At 40.8% G+C, this 26,073-nt stretch carries 20 protein-coding genes and 2 riboswitches; of the genes, 12 read left to right on the forward strand and 8 right to left on the reverse strand.

All coding sequences use genetic code 11. The annotated features are described in order from the left end of the window. Positions 1-28: 28 nt before the first annotated feature. The gene (locus tag H5058_RS04290; protein ID WP_182677123.1) at positions 29-1,342 is read right to left on the reverse strand and encodes a Na+/H+ antiporter NhaC family protein; all 1,314 of its coding nucleotides are present in this window, start codon (positions 1,340-1,342) and stop codon (positions 29-31) included. 308 nt (positions 1,343-1,650) lie between these two features. Between H5058_RS04290 and dapB the strand changes: the two genes are divergently transcribed. From dapB to ribB, 7 genes are all read left to right on the forward strand, one after another. Then, positions 1,651-2,454 (forward strand): 4-hydroxy-tetrahydrodipicolinate reductase, encoded by an 804-nt coding sequence (dapB, locus tag H5058_RS04295; RefSeq protein WP_011327910.1) that lies wholly within the window; start codon positions 1,651-1,653, stop codon positions 2,452-2,454. Between the two features lie 360 nt (positions 2,455-2,814). After that, on the forward strand, positions 2,815-3,951 hold the full coding sequence (gene carA / locus H5058_RS04300; protein ID WP_041454397.1) for a glutamine-hydrolyzing carbamoyl-phosphate synthase small subunit: 1,137 nt from the start codon (positions 2,815-2,817) through the stop codon (positions 3,949-3,951). Between the two features lie 16 nt (positions 3,952-3,967). Continuing rightward, the gene (carB, locus tag H5058_RS04305) at positions 3,968-7,186 is read left to right on the forward strand and encodes a carbamoyl-phosphate synthase large subunit (RefSeq protein WP_011327912.1); all 3,219 of its coding nucleotides are present in this window, start codon (positions 3,968-3,970) and stop codon (positions 7,184-7,186) included. A 53-nt stretch (positions 7,187-7,239) separates the two neighbouring features. Further along, positions 7,240-7,716, forward strand: a complete 477-nt coding sequence (gene greA / locus H5058_RS04310; RefSeq protein ID WP_011327913.1) for a transcription elongation factor GreA — start codon at positions 7,240-7,242, stop codon at positions 7,714-7,716. A 522-nt stretch (positions 7,717-8,238) separates the two neighbouring features. Beyond that, entirely contained in the window at positions 8,239-9,084 is an 846-nt protein-coding gene (locus H5058_RS04315; RefSeq protein ID WP_011327914.1) for a magnesium transporter, read from the forward strand. A gap of 206 nt (positions 9,085-9,290) precedes the next feature. Beyond that, on the forward strand, positions 9,291-10,349 hold the full coding sequence (locus H5058_RS04320; protein ID WP_011327915.1) for a S66 peptidase family protein: 1,059 nt from the start codon (positions 9,291-9,293) through the stop codon (positions 10,347-10,349). A gap of 64 nt (positions 10,350-10,413) precedes the next feature. Beyond that, positions 10,414-10,594: riboswitch (FMN riboswitch) on the forward strand. A 158-nt stretch (positions 10,595-10,752) separates the two neighbouring features. Continuing rightward, entirely contained in the window at positions 10,753-11,406 is a 654-nt protein-coding gene (gene ribB, locus H5058_RS04325; RefSeq protein WP_011327916.1) for a 3,4-dihydroxy-2-butanone-4-phosphate synthase, read from the forward strand. Positions 11,407-11,478: 72 nt separating this feature from the next. Here ribB and H5058_RS04330 read toward each other — a convergent pair whose 3' ends face one another. Next, positions 11,479-12,135, reverse strand: coding sequence for a nitroreductase family protein (locus tag H5058_RS04330; RefSeq protein ID WP_086993412.1), 657 nt, complete (start codon positions 12,133-12,135; stop codon positions 11,479-11,481). 168 nt (positions 12,136-12,303) lie between these two features. On the opposite strand from H5058_RS04330, the gene H5058_RS04335 reads away from it, so the two are divergent. Next, positions 12,304-13,239, forward strand: coding sequence for a LysR family transcriptional regulator (locus H5058_RS04335; protein WP_089368947.1), 936 nt, complete (start codon positions 12,304-12,306; stop codon positions 13,237-13,239). A 120-nt stretch (positions 13,240-13,359) separates the two neighbouring features. Further along, entirely contained in the window at positions 13,360-13,983 is a 624-nt protein-coding gene (locus H5058_RS04340; RefSeq protein WP_182677033.1) for a LysE family translocator, read from the forward strand. A gap of 62 nt (positions 13,984-14,045) precedes the next feature. Here H5058_RS04340 and H5058_RS04345 read toward each other — a convergent pair whose 3' ends face one another. Beyond that, positions 14,046-15,716, reverse strand: a complete 1,671-nt coding sequence (locus H5058_RS04345) for an RluA family pseudouridine synthase (protein WP_182677125.1) — start codon at positions 15,714-15,716, stop codon at positions 14,046-14,048. Positions 15,717-16,028: 312 nt separating this feature from the next. On the opposite strand from H5058_RS04345, the gene H5058_RS04350 reads away from it, so the two are divergent. Next, the gene (locus H5058_RS04350; protein WP_011327924.1) at positions 16,029-16,292 is read left to right on the forward strand and encodes a YkgJ family cysteine cluster protein; all 264 of its coding nucleotides are present in this window, start codon (positions 16,029-16,031) and stop codon (positions 16,290-16,292) included. Positions 16,293-16,347: 55 nt separating this feature from the next. Here the strand turns inward: H5058_RS04350 and H5058_RS04355 are convergent, their stop codons facing one another. Then, entirely contained in the window at positions 16,348-18,216 is a 1,869-nt protein-coding gene (locus tag H5058_RS04355) for a TonB-dependent siderophore receptor (RefSeq protein ID WP_182677036.1), read from the reverse strand. Between the two features lie 164 nt (positions 18,217-18,380). Between H5058_RS04355 and H5058_RS04360 the strand changes: the two genes are divergently transcribed. Beyond that, positions 18,381-18,890, forward strand: a complete 510-nt coding sequence (locus tag H5058_RS04360) for a peptide-methionine (S)-S-oxide reductase (protein ID WP_011327926.1) — start codon at positions 18,381-18,383, stop codon at positions 18,888-18,890. Positions 18,891-19,037: 147 nt separating this feature from the next. Here the strand turns inward: H5058_RS04360 and H5058_RS04365 are convergent, their stop codons facing one another. The 4 genes from H5058_RS04365 to H5058_RS04380 form a co-directional block, all read right to left on the reverse strand. Then, positions 19,038-19,583: a DUF4136 domain-containing protein gene (locus H5058_RS04365; RefSeq protein WP_011327927.1), complete on the reverse strand. Its 546-nt coding sequence runs from the start codon at positions 19,581-19,583 to the stop codon at positions 19,038-19,040. 109 nt (positions 19,584-19,692) lie between these two features. Beyond that, positions 19,693-22,467, reverse strand: coding sequence for an ATPase (locus H5058_RS04370; RefSeq protein WP_182677038.1), 2,775 nt, complete (start codon positions 22,465-22,467; stop codon positions 19,693-19,695). Then, on the reverse strand, positions 22,464-23,012 hold the full coding sequence (locus H5058_RS04375; RefSeq protein ID WP_011327929.1) for a condensin complex protein MksE: 549 nt from the start codon (positions 23,010-23,012) through the stop codon (positions 22,464-22,466). Before H5058_RS04375 ends, H5058_RS04370 begins: the two co-directional genes overlap by 4 nt. Positions 23,013-23,017: 5 nt before the next feature. Next, positions 23,018-24,289 carry a hypothetical protein gene (locus tag H5058_RS04380; protein WP_182677127.1) on the reverse strand — a complete coding sequence of 424 codons (1,272 nt, stop codon included), beginning with the start codon at positions 24,287-24,289 and terminating at the stop codon, positions 23,018-23,020. Positions 24,290-24,520: 231 nt separating this feature from the next. Here H5058_RS04380 and nhaD point away from each other — a divergent pair, with 231 nt between their 5' ends. Next, positions 24,521-25,768, forward strand: a complete 1,248-nt coding sequence (gene nhaD / locus H5058_RS04385; RefSeq protein ID WP_182677040.1) for a sodium:proton antiporter NhaD — start codon at positions 24,521-24,523, stop codon at positions 25,766-25,768. 132 nt (positions 25,769-25,900) lie between these two features. Continuing rightward, positions 25,901-26,073, forward strand: a riboswitch (Lysine riboswitch).

Here is a 26,073-nt window from a genome sequence, read left to right on the forward strand (position 1 = left end):
CACTAAGCTACAACGCAGTAGCGTTAATTTATGCTTTATTTCTGCGCAGACAAATAACCGCAATCGCACTAAAAGCTAATATAAAGCAGTAGTAAGAAGAAGTTGATACTTCCCATGGGCTAATTTTAAATGTAGCGCCCAGTAATAGGGCTTGCGCGCCATAAGGCAGTGTACCTTGCGTTACACAGGCAAATATATCGAGCAAACTGGCTGAGCGTTTGCCTGTAATGTTACCATCATCGGCAAGCTTTTTAGCAATTGGGCCGGTAACAATAATAGACACTGTGTTATTAGCAATACACATATTACTGGCCATTACTAACGCCGCAATACCAAGTTGGTCTGCCACTTTTCTATGCCACTTAGCAATCACTTTAGTAATTGCTTGGATTTTTTGCGCTATGTAATCCAGGCCACCATTAAGGCGAATAAATTCAGACAGACCGCCTATAAACATCGACAGCAAAAATATTTCTTGCATGTCGGTAAAGCCTTTATAAATATCTTTTACAAAGCTGGCGCCTTCGTAACTGCCAGTAAAGCCCATAAGTGCAGCAAAAATAATACCGCTAAGCAAAACTACAAATACGTTAAAGCCCATTACCGCAAGCACTAAAATAAACGCATAAGGCAACACTAATAAAATGTCGTAATCTTTGGTTTCAACAACTTGAGCAGCGGGTGTTAAATATAACAACAACGCAATTGTGACAATAGCGGCTGGAATAGCTATTTTAAGGTTTTCTTTAAACTTATCTTTCATTTCACAGCCCTGAGTACGGGTGGCCGCAATAGTGGTATCTGAAATTATCGATAAGTTATCACCAAACATCGCGCCCGACACTATAGTACCGGCCATAAGTGCTGGATCTATACCTGTTTTAACCGATACTGCATACGCTATAGGGCCAATAGCACCAATAGTACCCATTGAAGTACCCATGGCGGTAGAAATAACGGCGGCAATTAAAAACAATCCAGGGAGTAATAAAGAAGGTGGAATAATTGACAAACCAGCGTTAACAACCGCATCAACGCCACCTGTGGCACCGGCAACAGCAGAAAACGCACCCGCTAATAAGTAAATTAAACACATGGTAATTATGTTGTTATTACCTACGCCTTTAATAAAGGTTTCGACGCTTTGGTTTATTGAGGTTTTATTTAAAATGAAAGCCAGAATAATGGCGGGTAAAATAGCAACAGGTGCAGGTAATTGATAAAAAGCGTAATCAACCCCTTGTGATTGTAAATATAAGCCTGAGCCTAAAAATATCGCTACAAAGGTAAGTAGGGGAAGCAAAGAAAGTATTGCTTTATTTTTGTTAAATGATGGCTGCATCATATTCCTCGTATTATTGAAAAAAGATCACAGCCAAAAACTCCTCTTTTAGCTGTGTTTAGCGAATCCTCCACTGTACTTAAACTAGGAGACCACTGCGCCCGCAAGCCAAAGACCAAATCGACGCTGAAAAGAAGTTTAAATGTATAGACGGCTAAAGTAAACTGGTATTATTACTTAAATTAAAAGTGTGACCTGACTATTACATGCTATTTAGGTAATATCTAGCCTAGTAAATAGTGTTAATTGACCAATAGTATCTTCGCGCGAGCCACAAGGTGCTGCAAATTAAAATATTAGGTAAGGTAATGACAAAAAATAAAATCGGTGTTTTTGGTGCCAACGGCAGAATGGGCTCAGCCTTATTAGAAGCAGCAAGTACAAAAGAGCATAGTGAACTTGCAGCCGCTTATGTGCGCAGTAGTTCACCGTTATTAGGCATTAATGTTAATCAACTCAACAGTGCTGCAGATAAAACAGTAACCTTTAGCGATGAAGCTAATATTACGAATGTTGATGTATTAATTGATTTTACTTTGCCAGCCGGCATGCGCACACATTTACAAACTGCGGTTAAGCAAGGTGTCCCTATGGTAATTGGTACCACCGGGCTAAACGAAGCCGATATGACATTGCTACACGAGGCTGCAAACCATATTCCTATCGTATTTGCGCGCAATTATAGTGTGGGGGTAAATGTATTACTTAATTTAGTGCAAACAGCCGCTACAAAGTTTGGCGATGATATGGATATTGAAATTTTTGAAGCGCATCATCGCCATAAAATAGATGCGCCGTCGGGTACTGCGCTGGCCATTGGCGAAGCCATTGCAGATGCAAAAGGCTGGGATCACGACAAAGTTGCCGTATACGACCGCAGCAAAGTTGAGCAGGCTAAGTCGCAAAATGAAATTGGTTACTCGGTGCTCAGAGGCGGCGACATAGTAGGTGAACACACCGCATACTTCGCAACAATGGGCGAAAGACTCGAATTAACCCATAAAGCAAGCTCAAGAATGACCTTTGCATTAGGTGCTATAAGAGCTGCAGGCTGGTTAATAAATAAACCCGCAGGACTTTATGATATGCAAGATGTGCTAGATTTGAAGTAGTTAACTTGTTCTTTCAGCTGTTTGGGTCTGAATAAAGGTACAAGCAGTTATTTATTATAATTTACTAAATAGCGTTAGATCTAAAAGAAAACTTAATGTAAAATGCAGCCAATTTGCCAAAAATTAATAATCGCGTGTTTCCAATTATACCCAAGTGGCTTGAAAAAAGCAGGGTTCAGTGGGAATAAAGTCGTTTTAAGGCAAGAAAAAATGATTAAGGTTTAAAGCTCGTTATCGGCGTCATTTAACACTGTTTATAAAATAACTTTATCCACAAAAACTCGCTTTAACAATCGCCTGGGTATTGGCGGGGCGTTAAGCATTTTGCTTAGCCTCGTTTTTTACTGTTAGGAGGTTAATTTGACTAAATCCGCTCTGTTAGTCCTAGAAGACGGCACAGTGTTTCGCGGTACTGCAATCGGCGCTGACGGCATGTCAGTAGGTGAAGTAGTATTCAATACGTCTATGACTGGTTATCAAGAAATTTTGACTGACCCATCATACGCGGAACAAATCGTAACTTTGACGTACCCACATATAGGTAATACGGGTACTAATAGCGAAGACGAAGAAGCGAATCAAATATGGGCCAAAGGCCTAGTGATCCGTGATTTGCCACTGCTAGCAAGTAATTTTCGTAGCGAGCAATCGTTAGATGATTACTTAAAACAACGTAATATTTTAGGTATTGCGGACATCGACACCAGAAAACTAACGCGTATTTTGCGTGATAAAGGCGCTCAAAACGGGTGTATTATAGCCGGTGACGAATTAGACGAAAACAAAGCGCTTCAAGCCGCGCAAGCCTTCCCAGGCTTAAAAGGTATGGATTTAGCAAAAGTAGTCTCAACCAAGGAAATGTTTGAGTGGCGCGAATCAAGCTGGACATTAGGCGAAGGTTTTAAAACCTTAAACGCGGCTGATGAAAAGTTTCATGTTGTTGCCTACGACTTCGGTGTTAAGCGTAATATTTTACGTATGCTTGTAGATCGTGGTTGTAAATTGACTGTAGTACCAGCGCAAACCTCTGCCGCTGACGTACTAGCATTAAACCCTGATGGTATCTTTTTATCTAATGGCCCGGGCGATCCAGCACCGTGTACTTATGCCATTGATGCAATTAAAACCCTTTTAGAAACCGAAATCCCTATTTTTGGTATTTGTTTAGGCCATCAATTATTAGCGCTTGCCTCAGGTGCTAAAACAGTCAAAATGAAGTTTGGCCATCATGGTGCCAACCACCCAGTTAAAGATTTAGAACGTGATGTAGTGATGATCACCGCACAAAACCATGGTTTTGCTGCCGATGAAACTACGCTACCTGATAACCTGCGTGCTACGCACACATCGTTATTTGACGGTACTTTGCAAGGTATTCATCGTACAGATAAGCCAGCGTTTAGCTTCCAAGGTCACCCTGAAGCAAGCCCAGGCCCGCACGATGCCGCCCCATTATTTGATCACTTCATCGATTTGATGCAAGCGCGTAAACACTAATTTAACCGGAGTAATAATGCCAAAACGTACCGACATAAAAAGCATTCTTATCTTAGGCGCAGGCCCAATTGTTATTGGTCAGGCTTGTGAATTTGACTACTCTGGTGCACAAGCGTGTAAAGCACTGAGAGAAGAAGGCTATCGAGTTATATTAGTTAACTCAAACCCAGCAACAATTATGACTGACCCTGATATGGCAGATGCGACGTACATCGAACCAATTCACTGGGAAGTTGTAGAAAAAATTATCGAAAAAGAAAAGCCAGATGCAATCCTACCGACTATGGGTGGGCAAACAGCATTAAACTGTGCGCTTGAATTAGACAAGCACGGCGTATTGGCTAAGCACGGCGTTGAGTTAATTGGCGCAACAGCAGATGCAATCGACAAAGCAGAAAACCGCGAACGTTTCGATACAGCAATGAAAAACATTGGTTTAGAATGCCCACGTGCTGAAATTGCTCATTCAATGGATGAAGCAAGAGACATCATTACTCGCATTGGCTTACCGTGTATTATCAGGCCTTCTTTTACTATGGGCGGCACTGGTGGTGGTGTAGCGTATAACTTAGAAGAGTTTGAAGAAATTTGTGAGCGTGGCTTAGACTTATCGCCAACGAACGAATTGCTAATTGATGAATCACTGATTGGTTGGAAAGAATACGAAACGGAAGTTGTACGTGATAAAAACGACAACTGTATTATTGTTTGTACCATTGAAAACTTTGACCCTATGGGTGTGCACACGGGTGATTCGATCACAGTTGCACCAGCGCAAACATTAACCGACAAAGAATACCAAATTATGCGTAACGCCTCTATGGCGGTATTACGTGAAATTGGTGTTGAAACAGGCGGTTCTAACGTACAGTTCGGTATTAATCCTGAAGATGGCCGTATGGTTATCATTGAGATGAACCCACGCGTATCACGCTCATCAGCATTAGCGTCAAAAGCAACGGGTTTCCCAATTGCTAAAATTGCTGCAAAATTAGCCGTAGGCTACACACTTGACGAACTACAAAATGATATTACTGGCGGTAAAACACCAGCGTCGTTTGAGCCGGCAATTGACTATGTAGTTACAAAAATACCTCGCTTTAACTTTGAAAAATTTGCCGGTGCGAACGACCGTTTAACCACGCAAATGAAATCAGTAGGCGAAGTAATGGCGATTGGTCGTAACCAACAAGAGTCATTACAAAAAGCATTACGTGGCCTTGAAGTGGGTGCAACTGGTTTTAACCCAATTGTGGCGCTTGACGACCCTAAAGCAAAAGAAATTATCATTCGTGAACTACGCGAGCCAGGTGCAGAGCGTATTTGGTATATTGCCGATGCAATGCGCCATGGTATGAGCGTTGAGGATGTTTACGAGCTGACAAAAATTAACCGCTGGTTCTTAGTACAAATAGAAGACATTTTAAAAGACGAAGCAAAAATTAGCGACGTAGGCATGGCAGGCTTAAATGCCGACTTCCTACGCAAGTTAAAGCGTAAAGGTTTTGCTGACCCACGTATTGCAGAAATTGCAGGCGTATCAGAAGCTGAAATTCGTAAAAAGCGTCATTTACTAAACATTCTACCAGTATACAAGCGTGTTGATACCTGTGCTGCAGAGTTTAGTTCAGACACAGCTTACATGTACTCAACTTACGATGAAGAGTGTGAAGCCAACCCAACAACCCGTGACAAAATCATGGTGATTGGTGGCGGTCCTAACCGCATTGGTCAAGGCATTGAGTTTGATTACTGTTGTGTACACGCTTCGCTTGCACTGCGTGAAGACGGTTATGAAACCATTATGGTTAACTGTAACCCTGAAACGGTATCTACCGATTACGACACCTCAGATCGTTTATACTTTGAACCAATTACCCTTGAAGACGTACTAGAAATTGTACGTGTTGAAAAGCCAGTGGGTGTAATTGTGCAGTACGGTGGTCAAACACCGCTTAAATTAGCGCGTGAACTTGAAGCGAATGGCGTGCCAGTTATTGGTACATCGCCAGATGCAATAGACCGTGCAGAAGACCGCGAACGTTTTCAACAATTAGTCGAGCGTTTAAATCTACTGCAACCAGAAAACGCTACGGTAACATCAACTGAAGAAGCAATTTTAAAATCAGTTGAAATTGGCTTTCCATTAGTAGTACGTCCATCGTATGTACTAGGTGGTCGCGCCATGGAAATTGTATACGACGAGCAAGACTTACGTCGCTACATGACCGAAGCAGTACAAGCCTCAAACGAAGCACCAGTATTACTAGACCGCTTTTTAGATAACGCGATTGAAGTTGACGTTGACGCAATTTGCGACGGCGAGCAAGTAATTATTGGCGGTATTATGGAGCACATAGAGCAAGCGGGTGTTCACTCAGGTGACTCAGCATGTTCATTACCGGCTCACACGCTATCGCAAGAAGTACAAGATGTAATGCGCAAGCAAGTTACTGATATGGCACTTGAACTTGGTGTTGTTGGTTTAATGAATACTCAGTTTGCTGTAAAAGATGGCTTAGTGTATTTAATTGAAGTTAACCCACGTGCTGCACGTACCGTACCGTTTGTATCAAAAGCAACCGGTGTTGCACTTGCAAAAGTAGCTGCACGTTGTATGGCGGGTCAGTCTTTGGCAAGCCAAGGTATAACTAAAGAAGTTATTCCTCCATATTACAGCGTAAAAGAAGTTGTTTTACCATTTGCTAAGTTTCAAGGTGTGGATCCAATCCGAGGCCCTGAGATGCGTTCAACCGGTGAAGTGATGGGTGTTGGTGATACTTTCGCCGAAGCGTTCGCAAAAGCACAATTAGGTGCAAGCAATACTTTACCACGCGGTGGTCGCGCGCTATTATCCGTGCGTGATAGCGATAAGCCACGTATTGTTGAACTAGCTAGAATCATGACAGACCTTGGTTTTGAAATAGATGCAACAGGTGGCACAGCTGCTGCACTTGAAAATGCTGACATTGCGGTTCGCCGTGTAAATAAAGTATTTGAAGGGCGCCCGCACATTCTTGATAGAATCAAAAGTGGCGAGTATAGCTATATTGTTAATACCACAGAAGGTCGCCAAGCGATTGAAGATTCGAAGGTGTTACGTCGTGGTGCTTTACAGCACAAAACCAACTATACTACGACCTTAAATGCGGCGTTTGCAAACTGTACAGCAAACCAAGCAGATGACCGTGGGAAGGTGACGTCAGTTCAAGAACTACACCTGCGATTGAACTAAGGAAATGTGCCAAGGCCGTTAAATTGCGGCCTTGGGATTAAGTGAGAAAAAGTATGCAAACAATTCCGATGACAGTTCGTGGTGCAGATTTACTGCGCAAAGAACTTACCGAATTAAAAACAGTTACCCGTCCTAAAATCGTCAGCGATATTGCAGTTGCACGAGAGCATGGTGACTTAAAAGAGAATGCTGAGTATCACGCTGCGCGTGAGCAACAGGGTTTTTGTGAAGGCCGAATTCAAGAAATTGAAGCTAAGCTTTCAAATGTACAAATAATTGATGTAACTAAAATGCCTAATACCGGCAAAGTTATTTTTGGTACAACAGTTACTATTGTCAACGTTGAAACTGATGTTGAAGTTAAATACCAGATTGTTGGTGATGACGAAGCAAGTATTAAAGATAATCGTATTTCGGTTAATTCACCGATCGCACGAGGTTTAATTGGTAAGCAAGCAGATGATGCTGTGAACATTGAAACCCCTAAAGGCACCGTTGAATACGAAATCATCGAGGTTGAGTATATTTAATAACTCACTTTACGCGTAAATAAAAGCCAGTGTATTAATACACTGGCTTTTTTGTTTTAAAGTGTTTAAAAGTGTTAAAACAGCCCTTATAAATTGGCCTTAAAAATTTTACTTTGTTACCATATACAGGCTGCAAATTAAGCAGTTTACTCGGAGATATTTATGAACGATACCGACCATCCCTCTAGATTGAGGGCAGAAAAATAACCCGTATTGGTATTTATCTTCTATAAATCTACCTAAGCGGTAGAGTAATTTTATTCTTTCCTATTTTTCTTCTCTCAGACACCTAGATATAAATAATGAAATTAGCCTTATTAAAGTGCTGATTATAGTTACTAGTACGCTGGTATATTAATCAGTCATATAGTTTCATTATTTGATGGTCGTTACCTTATGCTAATGTGTTTTACTCCTAATAAATGGCTATTAGCTAAGCAGTAGTTTTAACTGTTTGAACGCCATGTTATTAATTTAAATAAAATACAATTAGCCTAGCATTAGCCAATCGGGAGATTCGCCATGACGGTAATGAGCAAAAACTACGTAGAAAATAACCCACACTTTTCTCAAGCAGAAATAGGGGCGGCTAGAAAAGTGTTTTTAGCGCACAGCTATAATAAACAAGTGCACTTATTAACAATAATGGATGTTGAAGAAGCGGTTGCTATTTTACAGCACTGTTCAATTACTTATGTACAAGACTTAATAAGTCGTTTAGAAAAAGACGGTTACGACAAACTCGCTCGACACTATGCGCATCAGTTGGGTTTTATTCACTCAGAAGTTGAAACAGCGCAAAGTTATTTAAATACCTCGGCACTGGGGCATGTGCAGCAGCGTATTGGCTGGATCATAGTATTAGCGTTATTAGGTATAGTGTCTGGGTTAATTATTACTCAATACGAAGACACATTAAGCCAGTTAGTATTGTTGGCAGTGTACATGCCGGTTATTGCGGCTGCGGGCGGTAACACAGGCTCACAAGCGGCTACTTTGGTAATACGGGCGTTAGCAACAGGCGAGCTGAAAAAAAGACAATGGTTTGCTGTGTTTCTTAAAGAAAGCCAAATTGCAGTGTGTCTTGCGTTAGCGGTGGCGGGCGTAATGGTTATTCGCATCTTATTTTTTAGCGATGTTAAATCTGCCGGTGGGTTCGATTTAAATATAATTGCGATGGCCATCGCAGTGGCATTGTTTATTCAGGTAACTATTTCTACTACGCTAGGGGGGTTATTACCTATTTTAGCGCGGGCACTTAAGCTAGACCCCGCGGTATTAGTGAGCCCTGTATTGGCATCAATTGTTGATATATCGGGGATGTGGATTTACTTTACCGTAGTTAACTATTTTTTAGAAATTGGTTAAATCAAAAATTTTAGGTTTATATGTTTTGCGCTAATCACTTAACACTCAGTAATTAGCGCAAAACTTAGTTTGAATTTATTCTTGCACATTTCCCCTCTACCAATTACTTTTAACTAAAATTTCTTTAGGTTATTCATCTGCCATCAATTTGATCTATGCTGATATGGAGCAATACGGTTTAACGTCCTCTCAAATAAGGATAAATAATGGCTAATATACTTTACCCGGCACCTTTAAAAGTAGGTTCTAAAATTGCGGTGTGTTCGCTTTCAGAAGGGATCGCGGCTAAATATCATGCTCGTTTAGAGAGTGTAATAAACGGTTTAAAACAGCGTGGCTATGAAGTAATTGAGGGGGCGTTTTTACGGCGCAGCGAAGCAACAGCAGAATTAGCTACCAAAGCCCATGCAGAGCAGTTAATGGGCTTTTTAGTTGACGATAGTATTGATGCAATTATGCCTCCCTTTGGTGGCGAGCTTGCGATGGAAATACTGCCGCAACTTGATTTTAATGCCATTAAACAGGCTAAACCCAAATGGCTTGTGGGCTTTTCAGATGTGAGTACTGTGGCCTGTGCACTCACTGCTAAATGCCAATGGGCAACGCTGCATAGTGCCAATTTAATGCAATTGCACCCAAACGAAAAAAGCCCGTATTGCTTACAAATATTTGAAACCCTAAGTTATGCAGCAAATAGTGAGTTTACACAGGCACCATCAAGACATTATCAAAAAGTAGCCCCCGATTATGCACAGCATCCAGAAGCTTTATTTAATTATACCGAGACGACTCAGTGGCAATGCTTAAATTACTTTGATCAGCGTACTATCGAAATGTCGGGGCGTTTATTTGGAGGCTGCCTAGATACCGTGGGTTTATTACTCGATTCACCATTTTTAGACCTGCATGAATTTAAAAAGCACAGCGCGCCCGAAGGGCTAATTTTATACTTAGAAAATTCAGAGTTAACCCCCACTACTGTAGCGCGATTTTTACTGTCGTTAAAACTAGCCGGTATATTTGACGACATTAACGGTATAATTATCGGCCGCAGTGAAATTACACAAGGCAAAAACCCCGAATTTGACTATCGCCACGCATTAAATGTAGCGCTTGGGGGCTGTATGTTTCCGGTTATTATAGATGCAGATATAGGCCATATTGCACCTAACTTAAATTTAATTAACGGTGCTACTTGCACATTAATTGCCGATATAAACGAAGGCAGAGTAATAAAAGCATCATTAAATACGTCGCTCTCTTAATTGGCTTTGAATAACGTGCCGATACAGGGGTATAATAAGCTGGCTTTTATAATTCGTTATTTAAGTACATTCTCAGGGCGGGGCGAAACTCCCCACCGGCGGTATGTTTAATTCACTATTTTAATTACATTTGTAGTGTTTAAATAAGCCCGCGAGCGCTTTGTTGTTTTATATAATATCAAAGGTCAGCAGATCTGGTGAGATGCCAGAGCCGACGGTTACAGTCCGGATGAAAGAGAATATGGCTTAATATAGCGTTAATAGTGCGTGGTTTTTGGCTGTGTGCTATTTATGTTTTTTAATTTAAGTTATTGTTGGTACTTATACTTTAATGCTTTTAGAGTTTATTTTATCGATCCTTTCAGTGTCCTGAATCTATTTATTTTTAATCAGGAATATAATGATGATTCAGTCTCTACTTACTCAATTTGGCGAGCCGTTAACGCGCGTCGAAAATGCCATTACCGCACTACAGCAAGGCCAAGGCGTATTGGTTGTTGATGACGAAAACCGTGAAAACGAAGGTGACTTTGTATTTTCAGCCGAGCATTTAACCACCGCCCAAATGGCTGAGATGATCCGCGAAGGCAGCGGCATTGTGTGTTTATGCATGGGGGAGGAGCGCATAAAACAGCTCGACCTACCGCAAATGGTTACTCATAACACCAGTCAAAACAATACCGCTTACACCATAACCATTGAGGCCAAAGAGGGCGTAACTACTGGCGTTTCTGCAGCCGATAGAGTTACAACGATTAAAGCCGCCACAGCCGACAATGCTAAACCTGAGGATTTATCGCGCCCAGGGCATGTATTTGGCTTAAAAGCTAAAACGGGTGGAGTACTGGTACGCCGTGGTCATACCGAAGCATCTGTAGATTTAATGCAACTTGCGGGTTTAAAGCCGTTCGGCGTTATTTGCGAGCTAACTAACCCCGATGGCTCAATGGCGCGTTTACCTGAGGTGAGCGGTTATGCAAATAAGCATAATATGCCAGTGGTATCGATAGAGGATTTAGTGCAGTACATTCAAATTGCACAACAAAAAGTAAGTTAACTGCAATAAAAAACCCCTGTTTAATTTAATTAAACAGGGGTTTAAATTATTAAAAACGGGCGATGAACGCGATTATAAAACCTGAATTACTTGCTCAGCGTCTAAACGCGATTTAGGTAACTTAGCATTATAGTCCTCAGCGCTATCGTGATAGCCCAGCGCTAATGCGACATCACATACGTAACCATCTAATTCTTTCGCAAAAATTTCACCAAGTAACTGCGCATCTACGCCTTCCATTGGGGTAGAGTCAATGCCTAAACGAGCAGCTGCGTGCATGGTATTACCAAGTGCAATGTAAGTTTGCGCTTTAGTCCAAGTTGCATTATTGCCTTGCTCATCGGTATTCATATCTACAAACGCAAACGCGCCAAAAGCTTGTTCACGGTTTTCGCTTTGCGTGCGACCATTTTTAATATCTGTGTCTATAACGTGTGCGTAATCATCACGGGTATAGTTAGTTTTGTGAGCAAAAAGCACAATATGCGATGCTGTTTTTGCGTGCTTTTGATTAAACTGAAACATATTTGCAAAGCTGTCATGAAAACGTTGCTTAGCTTGATCAGACTCAATAACAATAAACTTCCACGGTTGTGAGTTAATTGATGAAGGCGATAAACGCATAGCTTCATAAATTACGTTAAGGTCGTGATCGCTAATACGTTTAGCTGCATCATAATGTTTGGCCGTGTGGCGTTTTTCTAAATCGCTAATAATAGGGTGAGTCATGGTTTTCTCCGGGTAAATTTAACTTTAAAACAATCATACTTAACAGATAAAAATTAACGATTGGTTAGAGTAATAAGTGCTTAGTGCGAATGGCAGCTAATATACGCTTTGCTTTGTGAAAAATAAACAGCATAATAATTGAAACATTATCAAATAAAAATAGATAATATGCAGATAGACGATCTTAAACTTATTTTAAAAGTTGCAGAATTTAGAAGCATTACTTTAGCCGCAGCAAAATGCGATATGCGCACCGCAACCGCGAGTGCTGCCATTAAACGTGTAGAGTTAGCCCTTGGCAGTGAGCTGTTTATAAGAACAACACGCCACTTACGCCTTTCGGCAGCGGGTGAGCGTTACATTCCTCAGTGTGAGCAAGCACTTGCAGTGCTAGAGCAAGCAAAACAAAACCTCAAAGGCGAACATGATGAAATTGAGGGAGAGCTGCGCGTTGCACTATCATCAGATTTTGGGCGTAATTTAGTGATCCCCTGGATTGATGAGCTTATGGATAATTATCCTAAACTCAGTTTAAGAACGCATATAAGCGACAGTAACGTTGATTTTTATCGTGATTCGGTCGATATAGCGCTGCGTTATGGATCTCCGAGCGATACTAATATGTATGGTTTTAAAATTTGTAATGTACCACGGCTCCTTTGCGCCACTAAAGAATACTTAATAGCACATGGTAGCCCCAATCACCCAGACGAATTGAATCGTCATCAGGGCATGTTTTATCAACTACAAGACATTATAAATAACAGCTGGGAATTTACCGACGGGCAAAGTAAGTTTAAAGTTAAAATGCAAGGTAAGCGTGCCTCTAACGATGGCGATTTAGTTAGGCGCTGGTGCGTTGCAGGTAAGGGGCTGGCGGTTAAGTCAGCGCTCGATATAGCAGATGATTTACTGGCCGATAGGGTGGTTACGGTGATGCCAAATTATCAACATGTTAGCGGTGAGTTATGGCTTATTTGCCCAAGCAGGCAGTCGATTACTCCCGCGGTGCGTTTACTGCGCGATGTGTGCCGTGAAAAATGCCGCACAATTTTAAAACAGTTAATTGCCAAAGGTATTATTGATAAAAGTGTATTGGACTAGCCATTTATTTACGCTTGATAATTTTAAGTGTAGGGTATAAATATAAGGCTTTAGCTTAAGGTGGTAAATATTAAGTCGGGCAGTTAAATTTAAATAAAGGACTTTTAATAAGGTGTGCTTATGGATTATTTAGTTGCAACCGTATTTTTTGCTGTATCAGCTTCGGTCACTCCTGGGCCAAATAACATCATGCTTATGACCTCAGGGGTAAATTTTGGCGTGCGAAAAAGCCTACCTTTACTTACGGGGATCTGTATTGGTTTTGCCTTAATGATACTACTGATAGGCTTAGGCTTTGGGCAATTATTTGCGTTGTTCCCTAATTTGCATTTAATTATTAAGTGCTTAGGAACACTGTACTTGCTGTATTTAGCATGGCTTATTGCTAAATCTGGCAGTGTAAACTCAACAAACAGTCAAACCAAGCCGCTTACTTTTATAAAAGGAGCACTATTTCAGTGGGTAAATGGTAAAGCATGGGTTGTAGCCACTGGTGCTATTGCGGCGTTTACAACCGTTGGCGCAGGTTATTACGGGCAAAGTTTTACATTAGCGCTGACGTTTTTGTTGGTTGCTTTTCCGTGTGCAAGAGTATGGTTGTTTTTTGGTACATTATTAAAGCAAGTATTAAAGTCTGAACGTTATAGACGCTACTTTAATTATACTATGTCGGCGTTACTGGTTTTATCGGTAGCACCTGTGGTGAAAGAAATTACGCTGCAGGTATTCTCCCAAGGCGTTTAAACAAAACACCCTGAGAGCAAATTTAAACAATAAGAAGTCAATGGGCCTAGGCTCGACCATTTTTAAAAGTCGGGCGCTACTTCAAACTCTAACTGCTGATGATTAATCGGGTGGCAAAACGATAAGTACTCGGCATGTAAATGTAATCTATTAGCTTTTTCACCGTAGTGATCATCACCAACTATGGGCATATTTAAGCCTAACTTGTGCGCGCAATGTACTCTTAGCTGGTGCGTACGCCCCGTTTTAGGGTAAAGGTGCAAACGGGTAATATTATCTTTTCGCTCTAACACCTGCCAAGTAGTAAGGGATGCTTTACCGTGTTGATAACACACTAATTGGCGCGGTTTGTCATCAAAATCTAAGCGCAGAGGTAAATCAATTGTGCCACTGTTTTGAACTACATTTCCGGCAACTAAAGCAACGTAACGTTTTTCTATGGTACGCTCTATAAACTGTTTTTGCAGGGCTTTATGCGCTCTTTTATTGAGTGCAATAATTAATAACCCTGACGTTGACATATCTAAGCGATGCACAATGAGCGGGCCGGTAGCGTGTGGAAATTGTGTTTTAATGCGCAAATAAACCGAGTCTTCAATATTAACCCCAGGAACGGACAAAAATTCAGCAGGTTTATTGATCACTAATATGTCCTGATCTTGGTAAATAATAGTTAAATCTTTACCAATAGCAGGGTTGATCAATAATGGATTTTCTTCTACATGTAAGCCTTTGAGCATATGCCCTAAAATGGGTTGGCATTTACTATAACAAGACGGATAGTAATGTTTATGATGCCTAATAGCTGATTTAGGCGCAGCGCCCCACCAAAATTCTGCCAAAGCTAAAGGTTTTAAATTATGTTGATACGCATATTGCAATAACTTAGGCGCGGCGCAATCTCCTGCGCCTGCTGGTGGCGTATGCTCAGGCAAGGGTGCAAAAATAGCGTTTAGATCTTTAGTTTCGTTATTAGCATTTAAAAATTGGTATTGCGCAAACAGCTTTTTTTGTAAGCTTTTAGAAAGTGTTTTACGACGTTTTTTTAAGTGTGCAATTTCATCAGTAATATTATTTAGAGCTTGCTGCAGGGTGTCGAGTTTACTTTGCCATTGCTGCTTTAGTGCTTGTAGTTGCTTTTTTTCGACAATACTTTGCCCCGCTAACTGAATTTTTAGCTGCTCAAAGTCAGTTGGGGATAACTGAGTGCTTGCATCAGTGCGTTGTTGTTTACGCATTCGGCGGCTAACTTGCATTACCGCTTGCTGCGCTTCTAACTGCTGCTGATAAGTGGCATTGGCTTGGTTAAATGCGTTATTAAGAGTGCTAAATTGCTCACTATTTTCTAGCTGCTCAATTTGGGCGTTAATATTATTAATAATGCTGCTTTGTGCTAAATACTCAGCATCGTGTAGCTGCATATCGGCCACGGCAGGTACAAAGTTAATTTTACTGCTTACGCCCTCAAGTTGCCCCGAGTAAGCGGCTAAATAACCAAGCTGTTGCTGATTATTTTGCACCACGAGTACGCCAAACATTTTACCCGACTCTTCATTATTAGCTGGGTTTGCCAAGTACTCTAACTGTGTTTCGAGCTGTTGTTGCAACTGCTCGGTTGCTGCTACAGCAATTGCTTTAGGCTCATAGTAAAAAGGAAAAGTAAATTTTTCTGGCAGCGCCATGTGATTTACAGGCGCTGAAAATGGCGTAAAGCAAGTAGCAATATTTGGCATGGGCAATATAATAATGAAGTTTTTAACAAGATAATTAGCCAATATAATAACATAGTCGCTGCTATGTCACTAAGTGTGTTGTGTTATTAGTATGTGCCTTAATTGTTTGATGTAACGGGTTGCTGCAAAGTTTTAATTAAATGAGTAGCGCCATTATTTATCGTAATTCGTGTTAAAATATTAGCCCGTTAAAAAATCAATATTTTAGTGAGCTAGGCTGGGCTTTAATTTTACAAAACGCTAAGCGTTAATATCGTGTGTGTAGCATCAACTAGATTACTAATAAGCAAATGCATTTAAACAGAGGTTATTATGAAAACACAGCCTATGGCGTGTCGGTTAGGCTGTGGGGCATGTTGTATTGCGCCAAGTATTAGCTCGCCCATTCCAGGAATGCCAAACGGTAAAAAGGCCGGAGAGCGTTGTATTCAGCTAGATGAGCGTAATTTATGTAAGTTATTTGGCGACGCCAGTCGGCCAAAAGTATGCAGCGATTTTAGCGCCACATTAGATGTATGCGGTACAACTAATGCGCAGGCTTTAGCGCTTATTACTGAGCTTGAGGAGTTGACCTGAGCAAGCCTATCATCTACAACCACCTGGTAAATAATAAGCTTGCTTGTGAAGTGGGCTACCAGCTATACGTTGCGCTTAGCGTATATTGCTCGCCACGTCCAGGAGTGCCCGGGATCTCTTGAAACGATTCATTCCACAGGTTATCTGCGGCCAATGTAATAAATAAGTTTTTAATCTGCGGCGGCATTATTTTTAAGGTTAAATGAGTAAATAACGCATCATCATCGCCACTGCGCAGCGTATTTTCATGTTGTTTGCGCCACTCGTTATCTATACGAAACTCTAAAATATCTGTTGGGTTCCAAATAGCCGCAAGGGTTAGCCTATGGTCTGGGTAGTTTAATGCGTAAAAGCTGGCATCTATATCGGCTGCGCCATAATTCTCTGATTTTTTTAAAAAGCTATAACTGGCAATAATTTCTGCGTTATCAAAATGCTTAGTTGCAAGAAACTCAACCCCCGAGGTATTAATATCTACCGGATTGGCAAAGCGGGCAGAAGTGGCATCAAAACTATAAGTCCAATCGGTTAAGTTATCATCTTGGCGATAAAAAACAGCAGAGTTAAAGCGCCAACTTTGTCGTTCTAATAATAAGCCCAGCTCGAGGTTTTTAGTACTTTCGCGCTCAAGGTTATAGTTACTTCTAAACAAACCGCCAGTGTCACTGCCGCCAATTGCGGTATAGCCTGCTACTTGGCTTGCCTGTGCATACGATAAATAAACAGTGCGCTCAGTGCCGTCGCTATTTTGTGTATTTAAAGTTATATCACCAATAAGTGAAATTTCAGAATCGTCACGATTGGTATCGTCAAAAGCCGCACCAAGGCGAATAGTAAGGTGTTGATCGCTCTCAAGTGCCATTTGGTACTCTGGCAGCACACTTACTTTATAATAATTACGTGAGGTAAAATTATTTTCAAGCGTGGTCGATTCAATCGAATCATTAATAAATTGCGCAGAATAATTGAGAGCAAAAGACGTGCTGTACGCATGGCGCCCTGAAAGTGCTAGTGATTTAACGTCGGTTTGATGAAACGCTTCGAACGACATTGGGTTTTCACGAGAATACACATAGTGATCCTCGTGTTTACGATAATATGTAGATACTTCAAACGAGCTCTCGGCGCTATAGTTTTGCTTATGGTTGAGCATAAATAGCTGAGTTTTAAGATCTTCAGTTTCGTTAACCCCAAAAGGAGTATACAAATTTGGCCAACCAAAAAATTTTTCTTGAGAGCCAAAAAACAGATCGGTTTGTGAGTCTGGCCCCACTAATTGAACACGGCTTGAGGCGCGGGTAAAGTCATGATCGCCATAATCAATAGAGCCATCACTTTGTGAGTGAGAAAACTCGCCTTCCACACCCAGCTGCCAATTGGTAATACCATCCAATGGTATATTCACGCCCGCATGCAGGCTTTGTAAATTAAAATCATTGCTACCAACCCCAAGTGACACGCTACCACCTGTACTAATTGGCTTCCAAGCAAACGATACTGTACCAACTGAACTGTTAACGCCATAAAGTGCATTATCTGCTGCGGTGAATATAGCTGGGCCACGTAGCATTTGCGGCGCTATAGGAATTTCGGCAAAATAATGTCCCGACTGCGGATCGAACAAAGTGGCGCTGCCAACCCTAAAACCAGTATTTTCGAAAATACCACCACGAATGGTTACATCTGCTTGTGCTTCGGCCATATTACGCGATTGCACATCAACACGCGGATCATACTCTAAATTAGAAACCGGTGAGTCGAAAGTGCCCACGGGTTCTTTATTTGCAGTAGGGGAGGCTTCAACCGTTATTTGCTCTATTGCAGTGGCATTTTTAGTTTGCACTTCAGCGTAGGCAAAGTCAGTAACACTGCATAGCAATGTAGGTAATAATACGGGTAATATAAGGCGCGGGGCACGATTCATGTTTTTCTCATTTTTGTATATGTAATTGTGCTAACAATTAAATCCGAAACACGCCTGTTAAGGCGTGATAAAGTAGTCAAATAATTGTAATTTGGCTTGGTATTGTATATTAATCTTAAAAAATTGCATTTGATAATCATTCGTAAAGTAGGGTAATTGATTTTATGAGCACAGTACAAACAAGCGAAAATTTGCATCTAGAAAGTATTTACTTTGCCGGAGGCTGCCTTTGGGGGGTACAAGAGTTTATTAAGTACTTACCCGGCGTTGTTACCACTGAGGCTGGGCGAGCTAATGGCACAAATAATAATACACAAGGTGAATACGACGGTTATGCCGAGTGCGTGAAAGTAACCTTTGATATAACAGCCGTGACACTCTATAAACTGATTGAATACTTTTTTGAGATTATTGACCCTTACAGTGTTAATAAGCAGGGTAACGATGTTGGTTTAAAATACCGTAGTGCTATTTATAGTAAACAGCAATGTCACTTAACAATTGCAAACGACTATATAAATCAACGCGCTGATGCAGATAAAATAGTGGTACAAGTTCAGTTGCTAACCAATTATGTTCCCAGCGATGCAGAGCACCAAGACCGGTTAACTAATTTTCCCGATGACTATTGTCATATCCCACCTGAGTTATTACATAAATATAAATCGAAATAAAGTTAAAGTCTGCTATATCAATTATGCTAAGAGCAACTGTTTCTCTCATCAGTAAGCTCTGTGGCTATAGTAAAACTTTAATAAAAAACATTCAGCCACAAAAAAGCTCACAAATTGTGAGCTTTTTATGTGCTTTAAAACCTGCCGCTACTTTTGTGGCGGGAAGTTATTTAAAATTTTAGCGACTGTTTTTCTAACCGACAGTTCACGTTGCTCAGGAGATTGGTTTTTCTTTAATCGACCATCTTCAGCGCCGCGCCATACTAACTGGTTTGATTCACGGTCAATAATATCAATAACTAAAGTACCTACTTCGTATTCACGAGCAGATATATCGTTTTGATACCCTAAACCCCACGAGCTCCAACGAGCGCCGTAGCCAATATTAAAAGAACTTACGTCTAGCTCTTTATCTACCGATGCATGGTAGTTTACCAGCACGTCTGCTTGAGCAGGATCGGCTAAGCTCATGCCCATTTTTTGATTAAGCTCACTGCTTATTGCGCTGCGTACACGTTTTTCCATTAACGCATTAATTTGATAATTATTGGTGTCTTTTGTTAAATCTGCATTTTCTACCCACGCAAACGTTTTATAGTTAGCAAAGTTTGCTGACTTGTCGTAATCCCAATCTGCGGTTTGCGTACAAGCAGTTAAAAACGCAAGTGCGGCTACAATAAAAATATTTTTCATACAGTTTACTCCTAATCTTTTTTATAAAATAACACACATTGTTAGGCAGTGTGATATTTAAGCGCTTAACAACAGTTTAGCTGCTATAGCTGAACCATTGATTAATTACTTAATGTTCAACTTCTATCCAGTCTTTTTCGTCTACCCAGTTTTGTGCACCGTCTTTAACTGAGCGAATTGGCACAATATAATCGCAGCTTGTTTGTGGTTTAACTGAGGCAAATATAGGGACGAAGCCAAAGCTAAGTGCGGTTTCAATAATTGCCTTTTGATTTTGCGGATCAATGTCGGCGGCTTCATCTATGTATATAGGTATACGGTATAAATTTTGTTCTTGTGAGCTTAACAAATAGCGAATAAACAACATACCACATAATAACTTAATAGTTATGCGCGTACCGTTTGAACCCGCCGAGTCTATTTTGTCAAAGTGTTCGGTATCGCCTGCGCGATTGACTACTTCAAAACGAATATCAAATAAATCGGTGAGGGTAAGGCCAGCTTTGTCGGAGGCGAGCTTAATTAAATGATCTTTCGCCTCGTTTACTGCGCTTTCGCTATACGGTTCTTGGCTGAGTAAATCCAGCGTGTCCCCTTGCTCAAACTGATGCGAGGTACTAATTATAGTATCTATACTATCAACTAACATTTTGCGCGGTATTACATTAATTTTAAATGCTTGCAGGTTCGAAATACGATGCTGGCTAATGCCTTTATTAAAGCTGTTCATTTCGCGGCGCAGGCGGTCTAAATCTTCGCGTAGGCCTTTAATGGTTGCGGCTACTTCTGTTAGGGCCACACGGCCTTGACGCTCAACGGCATCGCGTTCGTTATCAATGTTATGAAACGCACTAATGAGTTTTTGATACTTACTAAACTCATCGTTTTCGTTATCAAACTTGGTAATACCGGCATTATAAATATGCAAATAGGTATTGCGTACGTTTATCTCAAAGTTACGCAGCTCTTGGCAGTCTTTATTAAAGTGGTGCACTAGGTCGCTTAAATTATCAAAGTCTATTGTTACCTCTATCATGTAAGGGGTAACTTTGCCGCTGTATAAATCAAGCGTGTGATCAATTCGTTCGCTTTTCACTTGGCGCAGACGATCTGATTGGCGATTAATTTGCGCCTGTTTTGATTTAATAATTGAGCGTCTGTCGCTAATTGAGCCGCTATTTTTTTGAATGTCTTGTAGGTAGTCGTCAACCTGATCGCGCTCAGCTAACAACTGCTCTTTTAGCATGGTTTGTGCTTCAGCCGATTGCAGCATAGTGTCAAACTGCTCTAAACGTTTAAGGGCGGCCTCGGCGCTCATTAGTTCATCGTACAAGGTGTCTTTTTCTTTTTGCTTATCGGCCACATTTGCAGCTACATCGTGCTGTTGCTTAAACTCTTTTAAAGCATGCTCAAGGGCACTTAATTGAGCGGTTAGCTGCTCTTTATTTTCGCCGCTTTGCATTTGTACAGGGGAGAGCTTTTTAAGCTTAATACTCGCGCCAGGTAAGCTAAGCACGCCGCCTTTTACGTTTTCGCTTAAGTGCGATAAAAACGCACTAAATGCGTCTTCGTCATCAATGCTTATGTCGCCATTGCTGGTGGTTGCAAACGAGAGCATGTCGGGGTTTAAAATGCGCGAAATTTCTTCCACTTCTTTTAACGACAGCTCTTCGCGCATGCGGGTAAATAAATTAAACTCCAAGTTTTTAAGTTGTAGCTTTAAGCTCTTAATTTGTTTTTGGGTTTCGCTAATACGGTAGTCAAGTGTATGCAGGCTTTGCCCTTGTGCGCTGGTAATAGAGTGTGAAAGCGACTCGTAGTCTTGCTTTAACTGGGTAAGGCTCGTTTTAAGCGTGGCTTTGTTAACCAGTTCAAATTCGTTTTTAAGTGCGTTAAAATCTAAAAACCATTGCTCTATTTGCGTTTGCCTGCGCTCTATATCGCGCGACTGCTGTACGTACAAACTTTGCTTTTGTTCAAACTCGTGTTTTTCGTGTTCTATGTTTTCAAGTGCTATTGCTAGCTCTTCTAGTTGCGACTCTTGGTAGTTGTCAAAATCAATGAGTGCTTGGTCAATTTTTGGAGCATAAGCCGCTAATTTACCTTTTAGAACGGTTTGGTTCTCTAGCATCGACTCAAGCGCCGCTATGGGCTCTTGCATCGATTCAAGGGCGTGCAATTCACGTTTACTGCGGTTTACTTTATCGAACGAGCGACGCCACACTTCATAAAAGTCGACCTTAGAGTTAGACATGTGGCGCTCAAATACACGTAGCATAAAGCGTTTTACATCGGCGGCACCGAGTTTATGTAAGTTAAGAATACGGCGAAATATTTCTTTATAAATAGTCGAATCTTGAACGTTATTAAGCGGGATCATTTTTAAGTTGATCTCGTCGTCAAACGGGGTTGCGCCGCCGGTGAGTAGGGCGTTTAGTTCTTGCGCTTTTAGCTCTATGGGGTTGTAACCAAGCTGTTTTAAATGGCTGAACAGCTTAGTGTATTTAATAATGGTTTTACCTTGGGTGTACTGCTCTAAATCAAGCTTGCCTTGGTAGCAAAAATATTGATGCGCATAACCGGCAATTTTCCCCAAACCCGCTACACCAATCACTACTGAGCCATGGGGCAAATTTGCTTCAAGCAAAATGTAGGATTGATCTGACGAAAAATAAAACTTTCGGGTTTCGTCTAAATCGTGGCCATCCCATTCGGTTAGGCGTAAATCGTTAATAAGCGGAAATTGCAGGGCATTTATTACTGAGCTTTTACCCGTATTGTTGGGCGCGCAAATAGAGCTGCTTTTATCCAGCGGGATCACACACTTTGCGTAACCTGCGGTATTGAGTAGGGCGAGTTTACTTAGTCCGTATAAATTTTTCATTCCTCGTCCTCTGTTAGGTAGGTTTCTTCGTTTACTTCCATTAAGGCATCTATATAGCGATGGATAGGGGCTTGTAGCATAAAGCCTGCTTCTACTTCGCGTGCCAAACCTAAGCGTACCATGCGCAGGTACACGTCTTTGCGCAGATCTGAACCCGAAAATATCTCTAGTTGATCAAACAAGTGTTTGTTAATTTGCACTAAGGTTTGCATTAACTCTAAATCGTTTACTTCGTCGAACAAGGCGCGCATTGGGTCTTTGCCGGTGTTGGCGTAGTGCTCAATTAAAATATAAATAGTGAGCGCAATAGCACGGGATATTTTGCCCATATTGGGTGTACTTTCGTCGCTGCTAAAGTAATAAAAGCCACGGCTGTCGTGTTTTAGCTCATTACCTAGGGCGCTAAATAGCGCGCTGTACGCGTCTATGTTTTGATCCAGCTCTTGCCACATTAGGTTGTCTTGTTCGCAAATATGATAACCCGCCACTAATTTTTTATTAATTGCTTGTAAGTGGGTAAGCTCGTTTAAGTTTATTTGTGTCATGGTGATTACTCATCTGCCTTACTAGGTGTTTGCGGCTGTGAATTATAGGGATAAAGAGAAAAATACTGACCGGCAATTTTAAAGCGCGCTTTTTCATCGCTTTGGCTTTTTTCAAGCTCGTTGTCACTTACTAATTTTTGATACAAAAACAGCATTTCTTCGGCATCTAAATCGGGGTAACTTTCGTCTAAAAATTGCAGCAATGGTTGCGGCTTTTTACGTTTTGTATTGAAGCGTTTTGCAAAGCTGCTTTTAACATCGTTGTAATCGGGAATATTTGGCGTTTGAAAAGGCGGTACATCTTGCTGATCAGGCAATTGATATTCTTGATGCTCAAACTCAACCAAACTTGCCATATAGGCAATTATATGGCGTTGTTGCCCCAGCGAGTAACGCTGTGCGTCGCTCACAAAATGCGGTTGCACCGCAGTTAGCATATTGTCTACGCCATTTTTACGCACTAGCCCAAGCACTTTTGCAGCTTGGCGGGTAATTAAGTTATTACGGCGTAGTTCTTCACGCAGCGGCATTAGCATGTCGGCACTTTTACGCAGGCTTTCGCGGCCGATTAAATGCATTTCGAGAATACGGGTACGTAATTGCTCTAGCATGCGTTTGTCGGTATATGCTTTACCCGATTGCTCAATATGCTCTATTTGCGTACTAATTTGCTGCTCTATAAGATTAAAGCAGGCATGAAAATCGCCTCGAATATCAACCATTTCTAGCATTGGCTCTATGTATTCGTCAAACGCTTCTATTACCGCTTTATAACGCTTTTGCAGCGATTGCACCGCGTTATTAGATTTAGCTTGCTCAACAATATTTAAAATGGCGTTTTCGTTGTGTGCGTACAGTTTCATTATTTTGCGCACCCGATCATCCATAATACGGCTAAAACGGCGTAAGTCGTCAAAGTCTTCCACTTCGCCCGCGTTAGCTAAGCGATCGCCAAGGCGGGCTAAATCCTCTACTAATACGCTAATTTCTTGTGCTAAACCTAAATGTTCTTCTTGCAGTAAAAATGTAGCAAAGTCGGCAATGGCACGGTTTATTTCAAGCTGCGAAGATTTCGCTAAAGGAATTATAATATCTTGATTTAACAAGCGATTAGTTTCTTTATAAATACGCTCGTTATGCCATGTAGGTTGTTTTTGTTTAATGGCATTTTGCAAATCTTTAATACTAAAGTCTGCCATTTTAAAACGTTTAAATAATAGCTCTAGCACCCCCCAATGTTCGCTAAGGGTATTTAATAGCTTTTTAGCTGGGATCATAAGGCGTTTATACATCCTAGTATGTTGTTAAATAAGTAGCTAAATAAGCTAGTTATTCGTAATTTTAATAGCGCTGATAGCTATATGGTATTCGTTTTTACAACGATTTAATAATAGTTTTTACCAGGTCATAGTGATAACATCCGCACCGAAAATAGGCACACGAAATGTGCGGCTCTATTTTCTTCATAGGTTCAATTTTTACATTATTCCAAAGGTTGTTCAATTATCATGGTTTCCTCTATTATCCTGACTTTAATAGCGATTGCATTTTTGCTGATCGTTATTGAGGATATAATCCACGTAAACAAAGCTAAAACGACACTTTTTTTTGGTACGCTCTGCTGGATTATCTCTTTTATCTTCCCTATTAATGGGCAAAGCCCTGATACGATTCAATCACTCCTTAATCATAATATTTTAGAAATTGCCTCCTTATGGTTGTTTTTAATGGCGGCAATGACCTTTGTTGCCTATTTAAACTCAAAAGGGTTTATCGAAAATATTGTTAACCGGATTATGCCAAAACGAATTAGCGAACGTAAGTTAATGTTTTTGGTTGGTGTTTTTGCATTTATATTCTCTTCTATTTCCGATAACGTAACCGCTACGCTTATATCTTTAGCGGTGGTTTTATCATTAAAACTTGAAGCCAAAAAGCTAATTAGATACGCCACGCTGATTATCTTTGCGGTTAACTCCGGTGGTGTGTCGTTAATTACCGGCGATGTAACCACGTTAATGATATTTTTAGATGGCAAAGTAACTATTAGCAATTTGTTATTGTTAATTGGGCCAGCATTTGTAAGTGTGATGCTGTTAGCCGCACTGTTGTCAATTGGCTTAAATGGCCAGCTCGACTTTACTAAAACCAAGCAAAAACGCATTGAAAAAACCGATATTACAATTGCAGTTATCTTCTTATCTACGGTTATTGCTACCTTAACACTGAGTGTTTTATACAGTGTACCGCCATTGCTTACCTTTTTGTTTGGTTTGTCTATGATGTTTTTAGTAGCGCAATTTTTAATGCGCAAAAAAGACATAAACAAAGACATGATAGATTTCATTCGTGAAATAGAATACGACACCTTGTTGTTTTTTGTAGGTGTATTATTACTGGTAGGAGCGCTAAAAGAAGTTGGTATGTTAAGCCACTTTAGCGACCTGTACACAATAATGGCACCTGAATACGCAAACTATTTAATGGGTATATTGTCGGCAGGCGTTGATAACGTACCACTTACAGCCGCGTTATTAAAAGCAGATATAGTAATGACACAACAGCATTGGCTGTCGTTTACTTATGCCACAGGCGTAGGGGGCTCTATGTTAATTATAGGCTCAGCGGCGGGTATTATTGCCATGAGTAAAGTTAAAGAACTGACCTTTATGAACTACTTACGTTTGTCGTTTTATTTATTAATTTGTTACACCGTAGGCTATACCGGCTCCTATTTTATGGCTGGTTTTGTTTAATATTAGTTATTAAAGTGCTTGACAGCTAGATGTCTAAACGATAACTTTCAAAGCCCCAGTAAAGTATTGAGCTTTTCAATATATTGCTGGGGTTTTGTTTTATTAGTGATTGCTGAAATAGCCATTAATACAACATTCAGAAGAGGTGCGATACTTAGGTATTTAATGTGAGGTGACGAACGCCGTTGAGCATTAAAGAGGGAAGTACTCGCCGAGAAAAATAACACGTCGTCGTCGTTGTTTTTCGGTTTATGGGGCTGAATCCTCAAAACTGTCACCAATATAGGTGGAGAGCTTCTGGCAGT

The sequence above is a fragment of the Pseudoalteromonas sp. SR45-4 genome (genome assembly GCF_014163535.1).
GTDB lineage: Bacteria > Pseudomonadota > Gammaproteobacteria > Enterobacterales > Alteromonadaceae > Pseudoalteromonas > Pseudoalteromonas nigrifaciens.